We start from the raw sequence: 13906 nt of genomic DNA, 5'->3' as shown, positions 1-13906 counted from the left end.
GGCTAGATTTCTTCGCGTCGAAGTTCGCGGAGCTTGCCTTCGTGCAGTTCCAGCACGCGGTCCATGCGCCGCGCCAGTGCTCGTGCGTGCGTCACCAGCACGAGGCTGGTGTGGTGCTCGCGGTTGAGTGCCAGCATCAATTCGAACACGGTGGCAGCCGTCTTTTCATCGAGGTTGCCGGTGGGTTCGTCACCGAGCACGCAGGCCGGACGATTGACCAGGGCACGCGCCACGGCGGCGCGCTGGCGTTCACCGCCGGAGAGCTCGCCGGGCTTGTGCTCCAGGCGGTGGCCCAGGCCGACGGACTCCAGCAACGCCCTGGCGCGCTGCGAGGCATCCTGTACACCGGCCCCGTTGAGCAGCACCGGCAACATCACGTTTTCCAGCGCGGTGAATTCAGGCAGCAGGTGGTGGAACTGATAGACGAAGCCAAGCGCCCTGTTGCGGAGTGCACCGCGTGCCGCATCGGACAATGCGCTCATCTTCTGGCCACCGACATAGACTTCGCCGGCGGTGGGCGTGTCGAGCCCGCCCAGCAGGTGCAACAGCGTGCTCTTGCCTGCGCCGGAGGCTCCCAGGATCGCAACGGTCTCGCCCTTCGCCACCGACAGCGACAGGCCATCGAACACCGGCGTGCGCAGCTTGCCTTCCGCATAGGTCTTGCCGAGTTGCTCGGCGTGGATCACCGCGTCATTCATAGCGCAGCGCCTCCGCCGGGGCCGTACGTGCCGCCCGCCAGGCCGGATACACCGTTGCCAGGAAGGCCATGGTCAGCGCCGCAACCGCCGTCAGCACGACATCGCTGACCTGCAGGTCGGTGGGAAGCCCGGTGATGTAGTAGACGTCTTCGGGCATCAGTTGCACGCCGAACAGCTGTTCGATGCCGCGCAGGATATGTTCGAGGTTTAGCGTCAGCAGGATGCCGCCGATCACGCCGATGGTCGTTCCGATCACGCCGATCAGCGTGCCCTGCACCATGAATACCTTCATGACCCCGCGCGGCGTCAGGCCGAGGGTGCGCAGGATGGCGATGTCGGCCTGCTTGTCGGTCACCAGCATCACCTGCGAATTGACCAGGTTGAACGCGCCCATGCCGATGATGAAGGCCAGGAGGATGGCCATGATGGTCTTTTCCATCTTCAGGGCACGGAACAGGTTGGCGTTCTCGCTGCTCCAGTCGCTCACGCTGTACGGACCACCGAGTTCCAGCGCGAGGTCGCGCGCGACGTCGAAGGCCTTGTCCATGTCGTGCAACTTGAGGCGCACGCCGGTGACGCCTTCGCCCATCCGCAGCACGCGCTGCAGGTCCTTCATGCTGACGACGGCAAGCCCTTTGTCGAACTCGTTGTAGCCCGCCTCGAAGATGCCACTGACGATGAAGCGCTTCTGGGTGGCGATCGCCCCCATCGGCGTGCTGCGGAAATCCGACGTGGTGACGATCACGTTGTCGCCCACGCCCACGCCCAGCCACAACGCAAGCTCACGGCCCAGCACGATGTTGAATGAGCCAGGCACCAGCTGGTCAAGCTTGCCTTCGACCATCTTGTCGGCCAGCACCGATACCTTGCCCTCTTCCGCCGGCAGGACGCCGCGGATCAGCGCCGGCTGGTTGCGCGCGCCGGAGATCAGCGCTTCCTTCTCGACATAGGGCGCGGCGCCCGCCACGCGCTTGTCGACCAGGGCGACCTTCACCGCGCGTGGCCAATCCTGCACGGGTTCGCCATAGCCGCTGACCGTCGCGTGCGCGGTCATCTGCAGCATCCGGTCGCGGATCTCGCGCTGGAATCCACCCATCACCGCCATCGTGGTGATGAGGATGGCAACACCCAGCGCGATGCCGACGATCGATGCGAAGGATATGAAGGAGATGAAACCATTGCGGCGTTTGGCGCGCAGGTAGCGCAGGCCGATGGCGACGGGAACGGGTTTGAACATGCCGGATTGAATCGAGGCCGTGGCGCGAAGCGGCTATGGTGCCACCGAACGCGGTGAACGCGCCGGCGCCCGGTCGGCCATGGCCAGCCGCAGTTCACGCCGCGCGGCGGCATCTAGGTTGTCCGGCCAACCCTGCAGCCGGTGGTGCCCGCCAGCGGCACCGCGCCAGCGCAGGAAGGCCAATGGACCGCGCCACTGCACCTGCAGGCCGATCATCGCCTCGCCATCGAGCGTCGCATCGGCCTCGCCCGGGGGAATCACCAGGCTGGCGGCAGGCCGGAGCAGTTCGCTCGTCGCCAGCCGGGCGCCATGCACAACCGATGCAATGGCCAACGGAAGGGAAACCGGCCAGGGCAGCTCAGAGGCGATCGCGGCTACCGCGGCGAGGATGCCCAGCGCAAGGCACGCGGCGGCGAAGGCGCGCGAGGAGCGCCACTCAAGGCGGCAAGGCGCGGATGCGTTCGACCAGTTTCTGGATGTCGACATCGTCGGCGGTCTCGTGGCCCATGAACCAATGCCACAACCTATCGTCTTCGGTTTCCAGCAGCTGTAGGAAAACACCGCGCTCGGCCGCGGGACTTTGCCGCCATTCGCGGTCGAGGTAACGGCCCAGCAGCTGGTCGAGCTCGCGCATGCCGCGTCGGCAACGCCAGCGCAGGCGACGCAATTCGGCTTCGTCGGCTTCGCTCATCCGCGCAGCAACCCGTAGCCCAGCACGCCCCACAGCGTCCACATGACCATGCCGCCCGTGACGTAGACGTAGAAGCGGTGCATGACCTTGTTGTAGGTGCACTGGATCCAGCTGTGCACCACGCGCAGGGCGACGAACAGCCAGGCCAGTACCAGCACCGCCGTGGTCGAGAGCTGCGCCTGCGCAGCAACCACCAGCGCGAGGTAGAACAGCACGGGCAATTCGAACAGGTTGCGAAAGTTGTCGGCGGCGCGGCTGTCGGTCAGCTTCGCCGCCGCCTGCGCGGACGTGGCCACTGCCTGCGGGTGGATGCGTTCGCGTTTCATCTGCGCAATGCGGGTGGCGTACATGCGCCACCAGACGACAAAGGTCAGCATCGCCATCGCCACTGCCGGCAGGAAGATCGCGTTGTCACCCATCCGACTCTCCTCAATCAAAAGGCGTGCATCGCACGCCTCTTGACCTGCTGTCACCATATCCGATCAGACGCGTCCGATCAGACGCGCCGCGCCAGCATCAGCTTCTTGATCTCGGCGATCGCCAGTGCCGGATTCAGGCCCTTCGGGCAGGTCCGCGCGCAGTTCATGATGGTGTGGCAGCGATACAGCTTGAACGGATCTTCGAGATCGTCCAGACGCGCACCGGTGTCCTCGTCACGCGAATCGACGATCCAGCGGTATGCCTGGAGGAGGATCGCAGGGCCGAGGTAGCGTTCGCCGTTCCACCAGTAGCTGGGGCACGACGTGGAGCAGCATGCGCACAGGATGCATTCGTAGAGGCCGTCGAGCTTCTTGCGGTCGGCCGGAGACTGCAGGCGCTCGCGGTCCGACGGCGTCGGGCTCTGGGTGCGCAGCCACGGCTTGATCGACGCGTATTGCGCGTAGAAGTGCGTCATGTCCGGGACGAGATCCTTCACCACCGGCATGTGCGGCAGCGGATAGATCGGCACGTCGCCCTTGCTGCTGCAGTCGGCGATCGCCTTGGTGCAGGCCAACGTGTTGGTGCCGTCGATGTTCATCGCGCACGAACCGCAGATGCCCTCGCGGCAGGAGCGGCGGAAGGTCAGCGTCGGATCGATCTCGTTCTTGATCTTGATCAGCGCGTCGAGAACCATCGGACCGCACGTCGCCATGTCCACCTCGTAGGTGTCCGCGCGCGGATTCATGCCGTCGTCCGGATTCCAGCGGTAGACCTTGAAGGTGCGCGGCTGCTTGGCGCCGGGCGACGCCCAGTGGCGACCGTTCTGGATCTGCGAGTTCTTGGGTAGGGAAAATTCAGCCACGGTGCTCGCTCCGGATCAGTAGACGCGCTTCTTCGGCGGCACCACGCCGACGTCGTCGGTCAGCGTGTACATGTGCACCGGGCGGTAGTCGATCTTGGTGTTGCCGGCTTCGTCGACCGAGCACAGGGTGTGCTTCTGCCAGTTGGCATCGTCGCGGTCCGGGAAGTCCTCGCGGGCGTGCGCGCCACGGGATTCCGTGCGGTTCTCCGCGGACACGATCGTAACCAGTGCCTGGTCGAGCAGGTTCGACAGTTCGAACGTCTCGATCAGGTCCGAGTTCCAGATCATGGAACGGTCGCTGATCTTGACATCGGCGAAGGACGCATGGATCTCGCGCATCTTCCGCACGCCATCGGTCAGCGTTTCGCCGGTGCGGAACACGGCCGCATCGGCCTGCATCGTGCGCTGCATCTTGTCGCGGATGACCGACGTCGGCGTGTCGCCGGTGGCGTTACGCAGCTTGTCCAGGCGCGCGAGCGAGGCATCGCAGGCATCGGCGGCGAGCTTGGCCTGGTCACCGTTGGGCTTGATCGTCTCGGCGGCACGGTTGGCGACGGCGCGGCCGAAAACGACCAGGTCGAGCAGCGAGTTCGAACCCAGGCGGTTGGCGCCATGCACCGACACGCAGGCGGCTTCGCCGATCGCGTACAGGCCCGGCACCACGGCGTCGGGATTGCCGTCGCGCAGCTGCACCACTTCGCCGTGGTAGTTGGTCGGAATGCCGCCCATGTTGTAGTGCACGGTCGGCAGCACCGGAATCGGCTGCTTCTCCACGTCGACACCGGCGAAGATGCGCGCCGATTCGGCGATGCCCGGCAGCTTTTCGTGGATGACTTCCGGGCCGAGGTGGGTCAGGTCGAGCAGGATGTGGTCCTTGTGCTCGCCGACGCCGCGGCCTTCGCGGATCTCGATGGTCATCGCGCGACTGACCATGTCGCGCGGGGCGAGATCCTTCACGCTCGGTGCGTAGCGCTCCATGAAGCGCTCACCGTTGCTGTTGCGCAGGATGCCACCTTCGCCACGCACGCCCTCGGTGATCAGGCAGCCTGCGCCGTAGATGCCGGTCGGATGAAACTGCACGAACTCCATGTCCTGCATGCCCAGGCCGGCACGCAGCGCCATGCCGCCGCCGTCGCCGGTGCAGGTGTGCGCGGAAGTCGCGCTGAAGTACGCACGGCCGTAGCCGCCGGTCGCCAGCACCGTGCCCTGCGCGCGGAAGAGGTGCAGCGTGCCTTCGGCCATGTCGAGGGCGAGCACGCCGCGGCAGGCGCCGTGCTGGTCCATGATCAGGTCGAGGGCGAAGTATTCGATGAAGAACTGCGCGTCATGCGCCAGCGACTGCTGGTACAGGGTGTGCAGGATCGCGTGGCCGGTGCGGTCGGCCGCGGCGCAGGTGCGCTGCGCCGGCGGGCCTTCGCCGAAGCGGGTGGTCATGCCGCCAAACGGACGCTGGTAGATCTTGCCGTCGTCGGTACGCGAGAACGGCACGCCGTAGTGCTCGAGCTCGATGATGGCCGGAATCGCTTCCTTGCACATGTATTCGATCGCGTCCTGGTCGCCCAGCCAATCCGAACCCTTCACGGTGTCGAAGAAGTGGTAGCGCCAGTCGTCCTCGCCCATGTTGGCGAGCGCCGCGGCCACGCCGCCCTGCGCCGCCACGGTGTGCGAGCGGGTGGGAAAGACCTTGGTGATGCACGCGGTCTTCAGGCCCTTCTGGGCGAGGCCGAAGGTGGCGCGCAGGCCAGCGCCACCGGCGCCGACCACGACCATGTCGAATTTGTGTTCCTGGATGTTGTACGCAGCCACGACTCAGGCTCCCAGCGCGATGCGGATGACGGCGAGCACGCTGGCGAGTGCCGCGAGGACGCAGATGAAGATGTTGGCGAGGTGCAGGACGGTCGCCGACCACGGCGTATGCACGTAGTCCTCGATGATCACCTGCAGGCCGAGCTTGGCGTGCCAGAACGTCGCAATCAGGAAGGCGATCAGCAGTACGGCGTTGGACGGCCTGGCTACCGCGGCATGCACCGTGGCGTAGTCGTCGCCCACCAGCGAGATGATCAGGCCGATCACGTACAGCGACAGGAACACGAGCGCGACCGCGGTGATGCGCTGGAGCACGAAGTGGTGCGTGCCGTCCTTCGCGGAACCCAGGCCGCGCGCATTCTTCAGCGGCGTGCGCAGGCGCTTGTTGGAGGCACTCATGCGCCACCCCGCTGCATCATCGCCAGCACCCAGATCAGCGCGGTCAGCAGCAGGCTGCCGAAGACCGAGATCCAACTGTTGCGCACGAACGTTGCAATCGCATAGCCGTAGCCCGCGTCCTGCACCAGGTGGCGGATGCCATTGATCAGGTGGTAAGCCAGCGACCAGCTCCAGCCGAACAGGATCAGGAATCCCAGCGGCGAACGCGCGAAGGCGCTGAAATGGGCCCACTGCTCCGGACCCGCGGCGAGCGAGAGGAACGCGCAGACCATCAGCAGGCTGCCAAGGGCGAGGACCACACCGGTTGCACGGTGCAGGATGGAAGTCACCATCTGCACCTGCCAGCTGTAAACCTGGAGGTGGGGCGACAAGGGACGTTCGCGAACGCGTCGGGGTTCGGCCATGAGCGTGCGGTGTCTCTCGGCTGGGCGGCAGGGCCGCGGGAGGAAGTGATGTGAAAGAGTTTGGAACTAGAAATCGATGCAGCGGCCGTTCTTTTCCCAATCGCCGTAGCGCGTCGGTTCGGGCCCTTCGCGTCCGCCCCATTCCCTTGGGGCCTGTTTCACTGTCGACTCGTCCGCTGCGGGCTTGGATCCTGCGTCGGCGGGTAGGTCCGTGAGGTCCTCGGGCGGGGCTTCCTGGGGGGATTGGCCTATCATCTCAGCGTAAAAGCTTAATTCCCGCCCCCATGCATGACAACCCGCAGGCTGCCGAAGGCCTGGCCTTTGCCCTTCCCGACCACCGTGTGATCGCGCTTTCCGGGCGCGATGCAGCCGTGTTTGCGCAGGCGCAATTCATGAACGACCTCAAGACCCTGGCGCCCGGCCGCTGGCACTGGAGCGGCTGGCTGACGCCGAAAGGGCGCGTGATTGCGCTGTTTGCGCTGCTCAAGCTCGACGAGGAAACCCTCTGGCTGCTGCTGCCCGACGCCGATCCGGTGACGTTGGCGGCTGCGCTGCAGCGCTTCGTGTTCCGCAGCAAGGTAGGGATCGCGGTGCGTGACGACCTGCACGTGGAAGGGGCGTTCGCTCCGCCCGCGCAGGCGCGTGGCGACGAAATCGGAGGCGACGCCGGTGCGGGCGTGGAACTCGATTTCGGCGCCGATTCCGGTGCCCGGACCTTGCGCATCCTGTCGGTTTCAACGGCATTGCGCGATCCGGAGCTGGGCGGACGCTGGGCCGCCTTCGACCTCAAGCACGGCCTGCCGCGCCTGCCCGCATCGCAGACGGACCATTGGACACCGCAACAACTCTCACTGGACCGCATCAATGCCTTCAGCGTGAAGAAGGGATGCTATCCGGGCCAGGAGATCGTGGCGCGCACGCATTTCCTCGGCAAGGTGAAGCGCGGCCTGGCATTGCTCGAGGCGGCCTCGGCGCTGCACGCAGGCGAAGACCTGCGGGCCGCGGGCGCGCCGCTCGGCCATGTGGTCGCATGCGCGGACGACGGCAAGCGCCATCTCGCCCTGGCGGTGGTGCCGCTGGAGCGCGCAGCCGCGCCGTTGCAGGTGGGCGATACCGACGTATGGGAGTCGCCGCTGGGCGAAGGCCTGGCGCGCTGATCACGGGGCGGCTGTTCGACCACCGCGCCGCGACCGCCCCACTTGCCCATCACCCAGCGGGGGGAGCCCCACCCTGCCCGATCAGAGTCTGTCGGCAGCGGCGACGATGTCGTCGTCGCCCGGGATCACCAGGAAGGCTGCGCCGGCCAATGGCGTGTAGGTGTCCTTGCCCACGACGCGCTGGAACGGACGCGCGCCATAACCGCCTTCGGCGATGGCCGTGACCACTCCCTCGCCGACGCTGGCGCTGTGGCGTCCCTCGTCGACGATGACGATCCGCTTGGCGTTCTTCGCCTGCTCGACGATGTATGACTCGTTGAGCGGCACCAGCCAGCGCAGGTCGACGACACGCACCTTCCAGCCATGCTTTGCCTCGATCGTGCGCGCGGCGCGCAGGCTCATCGGCACGCCGTTGCCGTAGCTGAAGATGACGAGGTCGTCATTGCCTTCACCATAGACACGGCCCTCGCCCAGCGGCATCGCTTCGTCCGGCTTGGGATAGGTGGTCAGCCACTGGCCATCGCCGGCTTCGTACAGGTCCTTGGCCATGTAGAGCGCGATCGGTTCGAGGAACACGCTGACGCGGCCGTCGACCTTGGCCAACGCAGTGAGGGTGCGCAGCATGGTCGCGGCATCGTCGCCGCGCGACGGGCAACCGACCACGAGGCCCGGGATATCGCGCAGCGCCGTGATCGAATTGTCGTTGTGGAAGTGCCCGCCGAAGCCGCGCTGGTAACCCAGGCCGGCGATGCGTACCACCATCGGGTTGGCGTACTGGTTGTTCGAGAAGAACTGCAGCGATGCCGCTTCGCCGCGGATCTGGTCGCAGGCGTTGTGGAAGTACGCGAGGTACTGGATTTCCGGGATCGGCAGCAGGCCGACGTTGGCGAAACCCTGCGCCATGCCCAGGATCATGGTTTCGTCGAGCAGCGTGTTGAATACGCGGCGCGGGCCGAACGCCTTCTGCAGCCCCTTGGTCACGGTGTACACGCCGCCCTTCTGCGCCACGTCCTCGCCGAACAGCAGCGTTTCCGGGTACTTGGCGAAGATGTCGTGCAATGCGTTGTTGATCTGGATGGCGAGGTGGCGCGGCGCCTGGTTCTCCGGCAGCTTGGCTTCGCTGCCGAACACTTCGAGGCGACGCTGCGCGTAATCGGCGCGCGCGGCCTCCTTCTGCACCGCCGCCGGGGTATACGGCGCGAGCGGTGCGATCACGTCTTCCAGCTTGTCGAGCTTGGGGCGGCGGTCGGCTTCTTCCGCGGCTGCGAAGCACTTCCTGCGCGTGGCTTCGTACAGGGCCAGCACTTCGTCCTTCGACATCAGGCCGGATTGCAACGCGATTTCGGCCGAACGCAGCAGCGGATCGCCTGCCTCGACGGCGCACAGCTCTTCGATCGAACGCCATTCGATCTCGAAGTCGGTGCCGGCGTGGCCCATGATCCGGTTGGTCTTGAGGTGCAGGAAGGTCGGCCGGCGCGTGCGGCGGCAATGCTCGGCGGCCTTCTGCACGTCGCCATAGCCCGTCGCGAGATCGAGGCCATCGGCGAAGAAGTAATCGAGGCCATCCATCTGCTGGAAACGGTTGGCGATCCAGCCCGACGGCGTCTTCACCGAAATACCGATGCCGTTGTCCTCGCAAACGAACAGCACCGGAGCCGGCAGCTTCTGGTAGGCGGTCCAGGCGGCGGCGTTGAACGCGGTCTGCGCGGTGGCGTGGTTGGCCGAAGCGTCGCCGAACGAGCAGATGGCGATGCTGTCGTCCGGAATCGGCAACGAGTGGCCAAGACGCCTGCCGGCCTCGATCGCTACCGCGGTGCCCAGCGCCTTGGGCAGGTGCGAGGCGATGGTCGAAGTCTGCGGCAGGACCCACAACGGCTTGCTGCCCCACACCTTGTGGCGACCGCCCGAAGCCGGATCGTCCTTGCTCGCCGCGAACGACAGCGCCGAATCCATGATCGGATCCAGGCCCGGCAGCTTGCGGAAACGCTCGGCCATGAAGCCACCAGAACGGTAGTGCAGGAACGCCGGATCGGTGTGGCGGGTCAGCCGCGCGACCATCGCATTGCCTTCGTGGCCGCTGGAGCCGATGGTGTAGAAGACCTTGTTCTGCACGCGCAGCACGCGCGCCATCAGGTCGAGGTGGCGGCTGATCAGCTGCGACTCGAACAGCTCGCGGAAGCCCTGCGCGTCCAGGGCGCTGCCATCGAGGATCGCCTCGTGCGCCGCCGGCCTGGCGTCGCTGGTGCCGTTCCAGCCGTTCACGAACTCGCTGAAATTGACGTCGCAGATCTCGGCCCGGTTGAGGCCTTTCATGCGTGCGGGAATCGGATTGGGAATGGCGGTGAACATGGACATCAAGGGCTCCGCTTCTCGCGCGCGAGAAGGCTCAAGGGGGAATCAGTTGGACTGCGCGATCAGCGCCGCGGCGGCGGCGTCCGGATCGGGCATGGGCACGAAGCCGGGCGTCTGCGCGATGCGCGCCAGCCAGTCGCGGATCGCGGGATAGTTTTCGAGGCTGACGCCGCCATGGTCGGCAACGCAGGTGTAGGCGAAGAGCGCGATGTCCGCGATGCCGTATTGGTCGCCGGTGAACCACGCATGCGCCGACAGGTGGCGCTCCATGACCGCGAGTGCCTGGTGGCTGCGCTCGCGCAGGCGCGGCAGGTCGGCGCGGCGCGGCGAATCGATCGGCGTCCAGCCACAGATGAAACGGGCGACGGCGATGTAGGGCTCGTGGCTGTACTGTTCGAAGAACATCCAGCTCAGGGCCTGCGCCTTCTGCCACGGGTCCACCGGCAGGAACGAGGTGCCCTCGGCGATCCAGTGCAGGATGGCATTGGACTCGGTCAGCACGCGCCCGTCGTCGAGTTCGATGAAGGGCACCTTGCCATTGGGGTTCTTCGCCAGCATTTCAGCCGTACGCGTGGAACCGTCGTCGCTGCGCTTCTCGACCCAGCGGTAATCGCGACCCGTCTGCTCCAGCAGCAGTCGGACCTTGTGACAATTTCCCGAAGGCGCGAAACCGTAGACGGTGATCATGCGGCGGTCTCCTTGCGGCGCGCGGCCCATTCCTCGCGGGTCTGGCCCCAGATATCGATGGCATGTGCATCCAGCGGCGCCGGCAGCTTGCCCGGACCGCGATTGCGCGAGCCCAATCGTTGTGCGACGGCCTGCGACGCGGTGTTGGTCGGAGCGATGGAATGGATCACTTCGCTCCAGCCGAGAACATCGAACGCCCAGTCCATGGCGGCCATACAGGCCTCGGTCGCATAGCCCTTGCCGCGCGCATCGGGATGGAAGGAATAGCCGACTTCGGTTCCGGGCCAGCCATCCGGTTGCCATGGGCCCGCCTGCCCCATCCAGCGGCCGCTCGCCTTCTCGATCACCGAGAACATGGCGAAGCCCTGCAGCATCCACGCCCCCGGCATCTGCAGGAAGCGGCGCCAGGCGTCGTGGCGCAGCAGCGGGCCGCCTATGTGGTGCGAGCTTTCGTCCCCCAGCATCTCGGCGTAACGCTCGAAGTCGTCGATCCGCGGCACGCGCAGGACCAGGCGTGGGGTTTCAAGCTGGACATCGGGAGCAGCCAAACCGGATCCTCCGTGCATCTTGGAAACTGCTGCACCGTCCCTGCCCTCGCAGGGGACGGCTTCGCGGGATATCAGAACGCGTTGATGCCGGTCAGCTCGCGGCCGATCACCAGCTGGTGCACGGTCTCGGTGCCTTCGTAGGTGATGACCGATTCCAGGTTCAGCGCATGGCGGATCGCCGCGTGCTCGGTGGTGATGCCCGCGCCGCCCAACAGGTCGCGGCATTCGCGCGCGATGTCGATGGCCATGCGGCAGTTGTTCCACTTCGCCAGCGATACCTGTGCAGGCTGCATCTTGCCCGCATCCTTGAGGCGACCCAGCTGCACGACGAGCAGCTGCGCCAGGGTGATGCGGCGGGCCATCTCGGCCATCTTGATCTGCGCGCTCTGCGTCGCCGCCACCGGACGATCGAACAGGATGCGTTCCTTCGTGTAGGCCAGCACTTCGTCCAGGCACGCAATGGCGGCGCCGATCGGGCCCCAGGTAATGCCGTAGCGCGCCTGCGTGAGGCAACCCAGCGGACCCTTCAGTCCCTTCACGTTCGGCAGGCGATTGGCTTCCGGAACGCGCACGTTGTCGAAGTACAGCGCGCTGGTGACCGAGGCGCGCAGGCTCATCTTGTGCTTGATTTCCTGGGCGGCGAAGCCGGCCATGCCCTTCTCGACCACGAAGCCCTGGATGCCCTCGTCGGTCTGCGCCCAGACGATGGCGATGTCGGCGACGTTGCCGTTGGTGATCCACATCTTCGAGCCGTTGAGGATCCAGTCGCCGCCGTCCTTGCGGGCATTGGTCTTCATGTTGGCAGGGTCGGAACCACCATGCGGTTCGGTCAGGCCGAAGCAGCCGATGGTCTCGCCCCGCGCCATCGATGGCAGCCAGCGCATGCGCTGCTCTTCGCTGCCGTAGGCAAAGATCGGGTACATGCACAGCGACGACTGCACGCTGACGAAGCTGCGGATGCCGCTGTCGCCGCGTTCCAGTTCCTGGCAGATCAGGCCGTAGCTGACGGCGTTCAGGCCGGCGCAGCCGTACTTCTCGGGCAACGAGGAGCCCAGCAGGCCCAGTTCAGCGATTTCTGGAATCAGTTCCCGCGGAAAGCGGCCCTGGTCGAAGGCGTCGCCGATGATCGGCAGCACGCGCTCGTTGGTGAAGCGGGCAACGGTGTCCTGGACGGCCTGCTCTTCTTCGCTCAGGAGGGAACGGACGTCGTACAGATCGTTGGAAGGCAGGGCCATCGGGTGCTCGGGCGCGGGGGAAAGACGCCCATTGTATCGGCCCATGTTGCGGCGCGGCACCCCAACGCCACGGATTCGGCAACGTCCCAAAACAGACGGGGCCGGATGTCCGGCCCCGTCTGGGTATTGCATGCGGCTGGTTTCAGCCTGGGTGTTTCTACCCTGGGTGTTTCAACCCCGGGTGTTTCAGCCCTGGGTCTTGTCCGCGGCCGCGGCGGCGGTCTGGGTGACCACTTCGCCATTGACCACCGGCAGCTTGTCGCCGGGCTTCTCATCCATGCGGATGGTCTGCTCCGCGCCGTTGTAGCGGTAGGTCACGTCGTAGCCGACCACTTCGTTTTCGCTGCCCAGGCGGATCTGGCTACCCGGCTTGCTTTCGGTACGCATCGTGCCCTTGGTGCCGTCCGGATTGCGGTAGGTCACGTTGTAGGCAACGGTCTTGCTCGAGGTGCTGCTGCTGGAAACCGTGTGGCACTGGCGCTCGGTGCGGCTGGTGACCTTGCCGCCCACGTGGTTCTTGTCGACGCGGTTGCCGATGTAACCGCCCGCGGCGGCGCCGGCCACGGTCGCGGCCTTGCGGCCGTTACCACTGCCCACCTGGTTGCCGACGAGGCCACCGATGATCGCGCCGGCCACGGTGCCGCCGACATTGCCATCACGTTCCGGGGCGCGTTCCTGCACGACCACGTCCTCGCAGACTTCGCGCGGGGTCGAAGTGGTGCTGGTCTCCTTGACCGGTTCGGTGCCGAGCACGGTCGCGTAGAGCGGCTTCTTCTCCGTCAATTCCTTAACGTTGACGACATCGGCGTATTCCAGCTTGCTGCCTTCGATCGCGCCGTTGGCCGCCAGGTCGCTTTCGGTGCCGGCAGTCGCCTGCGGATTGGCCGTGGCGAAATCGCTGGCCGCGGCATCGCCATGGCCACGGAAACTGTTGTACGCCGCCACCGCGACGCCACCCACGAGCAGCGAAGCCAGTGCTACGGCGAGCATGTTCTTGTTCATTTGGAGCCTCCTGCTGCGGGAGTGAACCCGCGTGTTGTTGGACGGCTGCATTGCAGCACCGGGAACCTGAACGAGCGCCCAGCCGGAGCAACGAAAACCTAACGAAAATGAACCAGTTGTTCACAGCGTGATAGCGTGCACACATCCTTCCCGGGTCGTTTCCCATGGCCAATCCCCTGCTTGCCCCGCTCCTCGGTTTCCTTGGCCGCCTGAGCTATCCGCGGCTGTTCGTGGTCACGGCCGTCCTGTTCGTGATCGACCTGGTCATTCCCGATTTCATACCGTTTGCGGACGAGATCCTGCTTGGCCTCGGCACCCTGTTGCTGGCGAATTTCAAGAATCGCAAGGCACCGGAATCTCCCGGCAAGAGCGCCAAGGGCGTGATCGAAGGCGAATCACGCCGCTGAA

17 protein-coding genes are annotated in these 13906 nt (G+C 65.8%); 2 read left to right on the top strand and 15 right to left on the bottom strand.

The annotated features are described in order from the left end of the window. Nucleotides 1–2 precede the first annotated feature (2 nt). From lolD to ACXJJ9_RS03585, 10 genes are all read right to left on the bottom strand, one after another. Nucleotides 3–698: a lipoprotein-releasing ABC transporter ATP-binding protein LolD gene (gene lolD, locus ACXJJ9_RS03630; RefSeq protein WP_457095860.1), complete on the bottom strand. Its 696-nt coding sequence runs from the start codon at nt 696–698 to the stop codon at nt 3–5. Next, nucleotides 691–1935 (bottom strand): lipoprotein-releasing ABC transporter permease subunit, encoded by a 1245-nt coding sequence (locus tag ACXJJ9_RS03625; protein ID WP_310052003.1) that lies wholly within the window; start codon nt 1933–1935, stop codon nt 691–693. Before ACXJJ9_RS03625 ends, lolD begins: the two co-directional genes overlap by 8 nt. A 33-nt stretch (nt 1936–1968) precedes the next feature. Continuing rightward, entirely contained in the window at nt 1969–2421 is a 453-nt protein-coding gene (locus tag ACXJJ9_RS03620; protein ID WP_457095859.1) for a hypothetical protein, read from the bottom strand. Beyond that, nucleotides 2372–2626 carry an FAD assembly factor SdhE gene (locus ACXJJ9_RS03615; RefSeq protein ID WP_457095858.1) on the bottom strand — a complete coding sequence of 85 codons (255 nt, stop codon included), beginning with the start codon at nt 2624–2626 and terminating at the stop codon, nt 2372–2374. The genes ACXJJ9_RS03620 and ACXJJ9_RS03615 overlap by 50 nt, the downstream gene beginning before the upstream one ends. Further along, the gene (locus ACXJJ9_RS03610) at nt 2623–3045 is read right to left on the bottom strand and encodes an MAPEG family protein (RefSeq protein WP_457095857.1); all 423 of its coding nucleotides are present in this window, start codon (nt 3043–3045) and stop codon (nt 2623–2625) included. The genes ACXJJ9_RS03615 and ACXJJ9_RS03610 overlap by 4 nt, the downstream gene beginning before the upstream one ends. Nucleotides 3046–3122: 77 nt before the next feature. Then, nucleotides 3123–3908, bottom strand: coding sequence for a succinate dehydrogenase iron-sulfur subunit (locus tag ACXJJ9_RS03605; protein WP_457095856.1), 786 nt, complete (start codon nt 3906–3908; stop codon nt 3123–3125). 15 nt (nt 3909–3923) lie between these two features. Continuing rightward, on the bottom strand, nt 3924–5714 hold the full coding sequence (sdhA, locus tag ACXJJ9_RS03600; protein ID WP_457095855.1) for a succinate dehydrogenase flavoprotein subunit: 1791 nt from the start codon (nt 5712–5714) through the stop codon (nt 3924–3926). A 3-nt stretch (nt 5715–5717) separates the two neighbouring features. Continuing rightward, nucleotides 5718–6113 carry a succinate dehydrogenase, hydrophobic membrane anchor protein gene (sdhD, locus tag ACXJJ9_RS03595; RefSeq protein ID WP_457095854.1) on the bottom strand — a complete coding sequence of 132 codons (396 nt, stop codon included), beginning with the start codon at nt 6111–6113 and terminating at the stop codon, nt 5718–5720. Continuing rightward, entirely contained in the window at nt 6110–6517 is a 408-nt protein-coding gene (gene sdhC / locus ACXJJ9_RS03590; RefSeq protein ID WP_310051984.1) for a succinate dehydrogenase, cytochrome b556 subunit, read from the bottom strand. Before sdhC ends, sdhD begins: the two co-directional genes overlap by 4 nt. A 66-nt stretch (nt 6518–6583) precedes the next feature. Beyond that, nucleotides 6584–6772: a DUF1674 domain-containing protein gene (locus tag ACXJJ9_RS03585; protein ID WP_310051982.1), complete on the bottom strand. Its 189-nt coding sequence runs from the start codon at nt 6770–6772 to the stop codon at nt 6584–6586. A gap of 29 nt (nt 6773–6801) precedes the next feature. Between ACXJJ9_RS03585 and ygfZ the strand changes: the two genes are divergently transcribed. After that, a complete protein-coding gene (gene ygfZ, locus ACXJJ9_RS03580; protein ID WP_457095853.1) occupies nt 6802–7674 on the top strand; it encodes a CAF17-like 4Fe-4S cluster assembly/insertion protein YgfZ in 873 nt (290 codons plus the stop codon). A gap of 81 nt (nt 7675–7755) precedes the next feature. Here ygfZ and ACXJJ9_RS03575 read toward each other — a convergent pair whose 3' ends face one another. The 5 genes from ACXJJ9_RS03575 to ACXJJ9_RS03555 all read right to left on the bottom strand — a co-directional run bounded on the left by ACXJJ9_RS03575 (nt 7756) and on the right by ACXJJ9_RS03555 (nt 13498). After that, nucleotides 7756–10029: a thiamine pyrophosphate-dependent enzyme gene (locus tag ACXJJ9_RS03575; protein ID WP_457095852.1), complete on the bottom strand. Its 2274-nt coding sequence runs from the start codon at nt 10027–10029 to the stop codon at nt 7756–7758. A 42-nt stretch (nt 10030–10071) separates the two neighbouring features. Further along, nucleotides 10072–10743 (bottom strand): glutathione S-transferase family protein, encoded by a 672-nt coding sequence (locus ACXJJ9_RS03570; protein WP_457095851.1) that lies wholly within the window; start codon nt 10741–10743, stop codon nt 10072–10074. Continuing rightward, nucleotides 10710–11261, bottom strand: a complete 552-nt coding sequence (locus ACXJJ9_RS03565; RefSeq protein ID WP_457095850.1) for a GNAT family N-acetyltransferase — start codon at nt 11259–11261, stop codon at nt 10710–10712. Before ACXJJ9_RS03565 ends, ACXJJ9_RS03570 begins: the two co-directional genes overlap by 34 nt. 71 nt (nt 11262–11332) lie before the next feature. Beyond that, nucleotides 11333–12496 carry an acyl-CoA dehydrogenase family protein gene (locus tag ACXJJ9_RS03560; RefSeq protein WP_457095849.1) on the bottom strand — a complete coding sequence of 388 codons (1164 nt, stop codon included), beginning with the start codon at nt 12494–12496 and terminating at the stop codon, nt 11333–11335. A 186-nt stretch (nt 12497–12682) separates the two neighbouring features. After that, nucleotides 12683–13498 carry a glycine zipper 2TM domain-containing protein gene (locus ACXJJ9_RS03555; protein ID WP_457095848.1) on the bottom strand — a complete coding sequence of 272 codons (816 nt, stop codon included), beginning with the start codon at nt 13496–13498 and terminating at the stop codon, nt 12683–12685. Nucleotides 13499–13662: 164 nt separating this feature from the next. Between ACXJJ9_RS03555 and ACXJJ9_RS03550 the strand changes: the two genes are divergently transcribed. Then, on the top strand, nt 13663–13905 hold the full coding sequence (locus ACXJJ9_RS03550) for a DUF6116 family protein (protein ID WP_457095847.1): 243 nt from the start codon (nt 13663–13665) through the stop codon (nt 13903–13905). Nucleotide 13906 lies beyond the last annotated feature (1 nt).

This window comes from Lysobacter sp. P5_B9 (assembly GCF_054049835.1).
The sequence above is the reverse complement of the archived record's forward strand: the minus strand, read 5'-3'. Positions and strand labels throughout refer to the sequence as shown.

Bases quoted from the DNA above. Each gene is read 5' to 3' on its own strand.
- lolD (WP_457095860.1), bottom strand. From the start codon at position 698: ATGAATGACGCGGTGATCCACGCCGAGCAACTCGGCAAGACCTATGCG.
- ACXJJ9_RS03625 (WP_310052003.1), bottom strand. From the start codon at position 1,935: ATGTTCAAACCCGTTCCCGTCGCCATCGGCCTGCGCTACCTGCGCGCC.
- ACXJJ9_RS03620 (WP_457095859.1), bottom strand. From the start codon at position 2,421: ATGTCGACATCCAGAAACTGGTCGAACGCATCCGCGCCTTGCCGCCTT.
- ACXJJ9_RS03615 (WP_457095858.1), bottom strand. From the start codon at position 2,626: ATGAGCGAAGCCGACGAAGCCGAATTGCGTCGCCTGCGCTGGCGTTGC.
- ACXJJ9_RS03610 (WP_457095857.1), bottom strand. From the start codon at position 3,045: ATGGGTGACAACGCGATCTTCCTGCCGGCAGTGGCGATGGCGATGCTG.
- sdhD (WP_457095854.1), bottom strand. From the start codon at position 6,113: ATGAGTGCCTCCAACAAGCGCCTGCGCACGCCGCTGAAGAATGCGCGC.
- sdhC (WP_310051984.1), bottom strand. From the start codon at position 6,517: ATGGCCGAACCCCGACGCGTTCGCGAACGTCCCTTGTCGCCCCACCTC.
- ACXJJ9_RS03585 (WP_310051982.1), bottom strand. From the start codon at position 6,772: ATGATAGGCCAATCCCCCCAGGAAGCCCCGCCCGAGGACCTCACGGAC.
- ygfZ (WP_457095853.1), top strand. From the start codon at position 6,802: ATGCATGACAACCCGCAGGCTGCCGAAGGCCTGGCCTTTGCCCTTCCC.
- ACXJJ9_RS03575 (WP_457095852.1), bottom strand. From the start codon at position 10,029: ATGTCCATGTTCACCGCCATTCCCAATCCGATTCCCGCACGCATGAAA.
- ACXJJ9_RS03570 (WP_457095851.1), bottom strand. From the start codon at position 10,743: ATGGGCCGCGCGCCGCAAGGAGACCGCCGCATGATCACCGTCTACGGT.
- ACXJJ9_RS03560 (WP_457095849.1), bottom strand. From the start codon at position 12,496: ATGGCCCTGCCTTCCAACGATCTGTACGACGTCCGTTCCCTCCTGAGC.
- ACXJJ9_RS03555 (WP_457095848.1), bottom strand. From the start codon at position 13,498: ATGAACAAGAACATGCTCGCCGTAGCACTGGCTTCGCTGCTCGTGGGT.
- ACXJJ9_RS03550 (WP_457095847.1), top strand. From the start codon at position 13,663: ATGGCCAATCCCCTGCTTGCCCCGCTCCTCGGTTTCCTTGGCCGCCTG.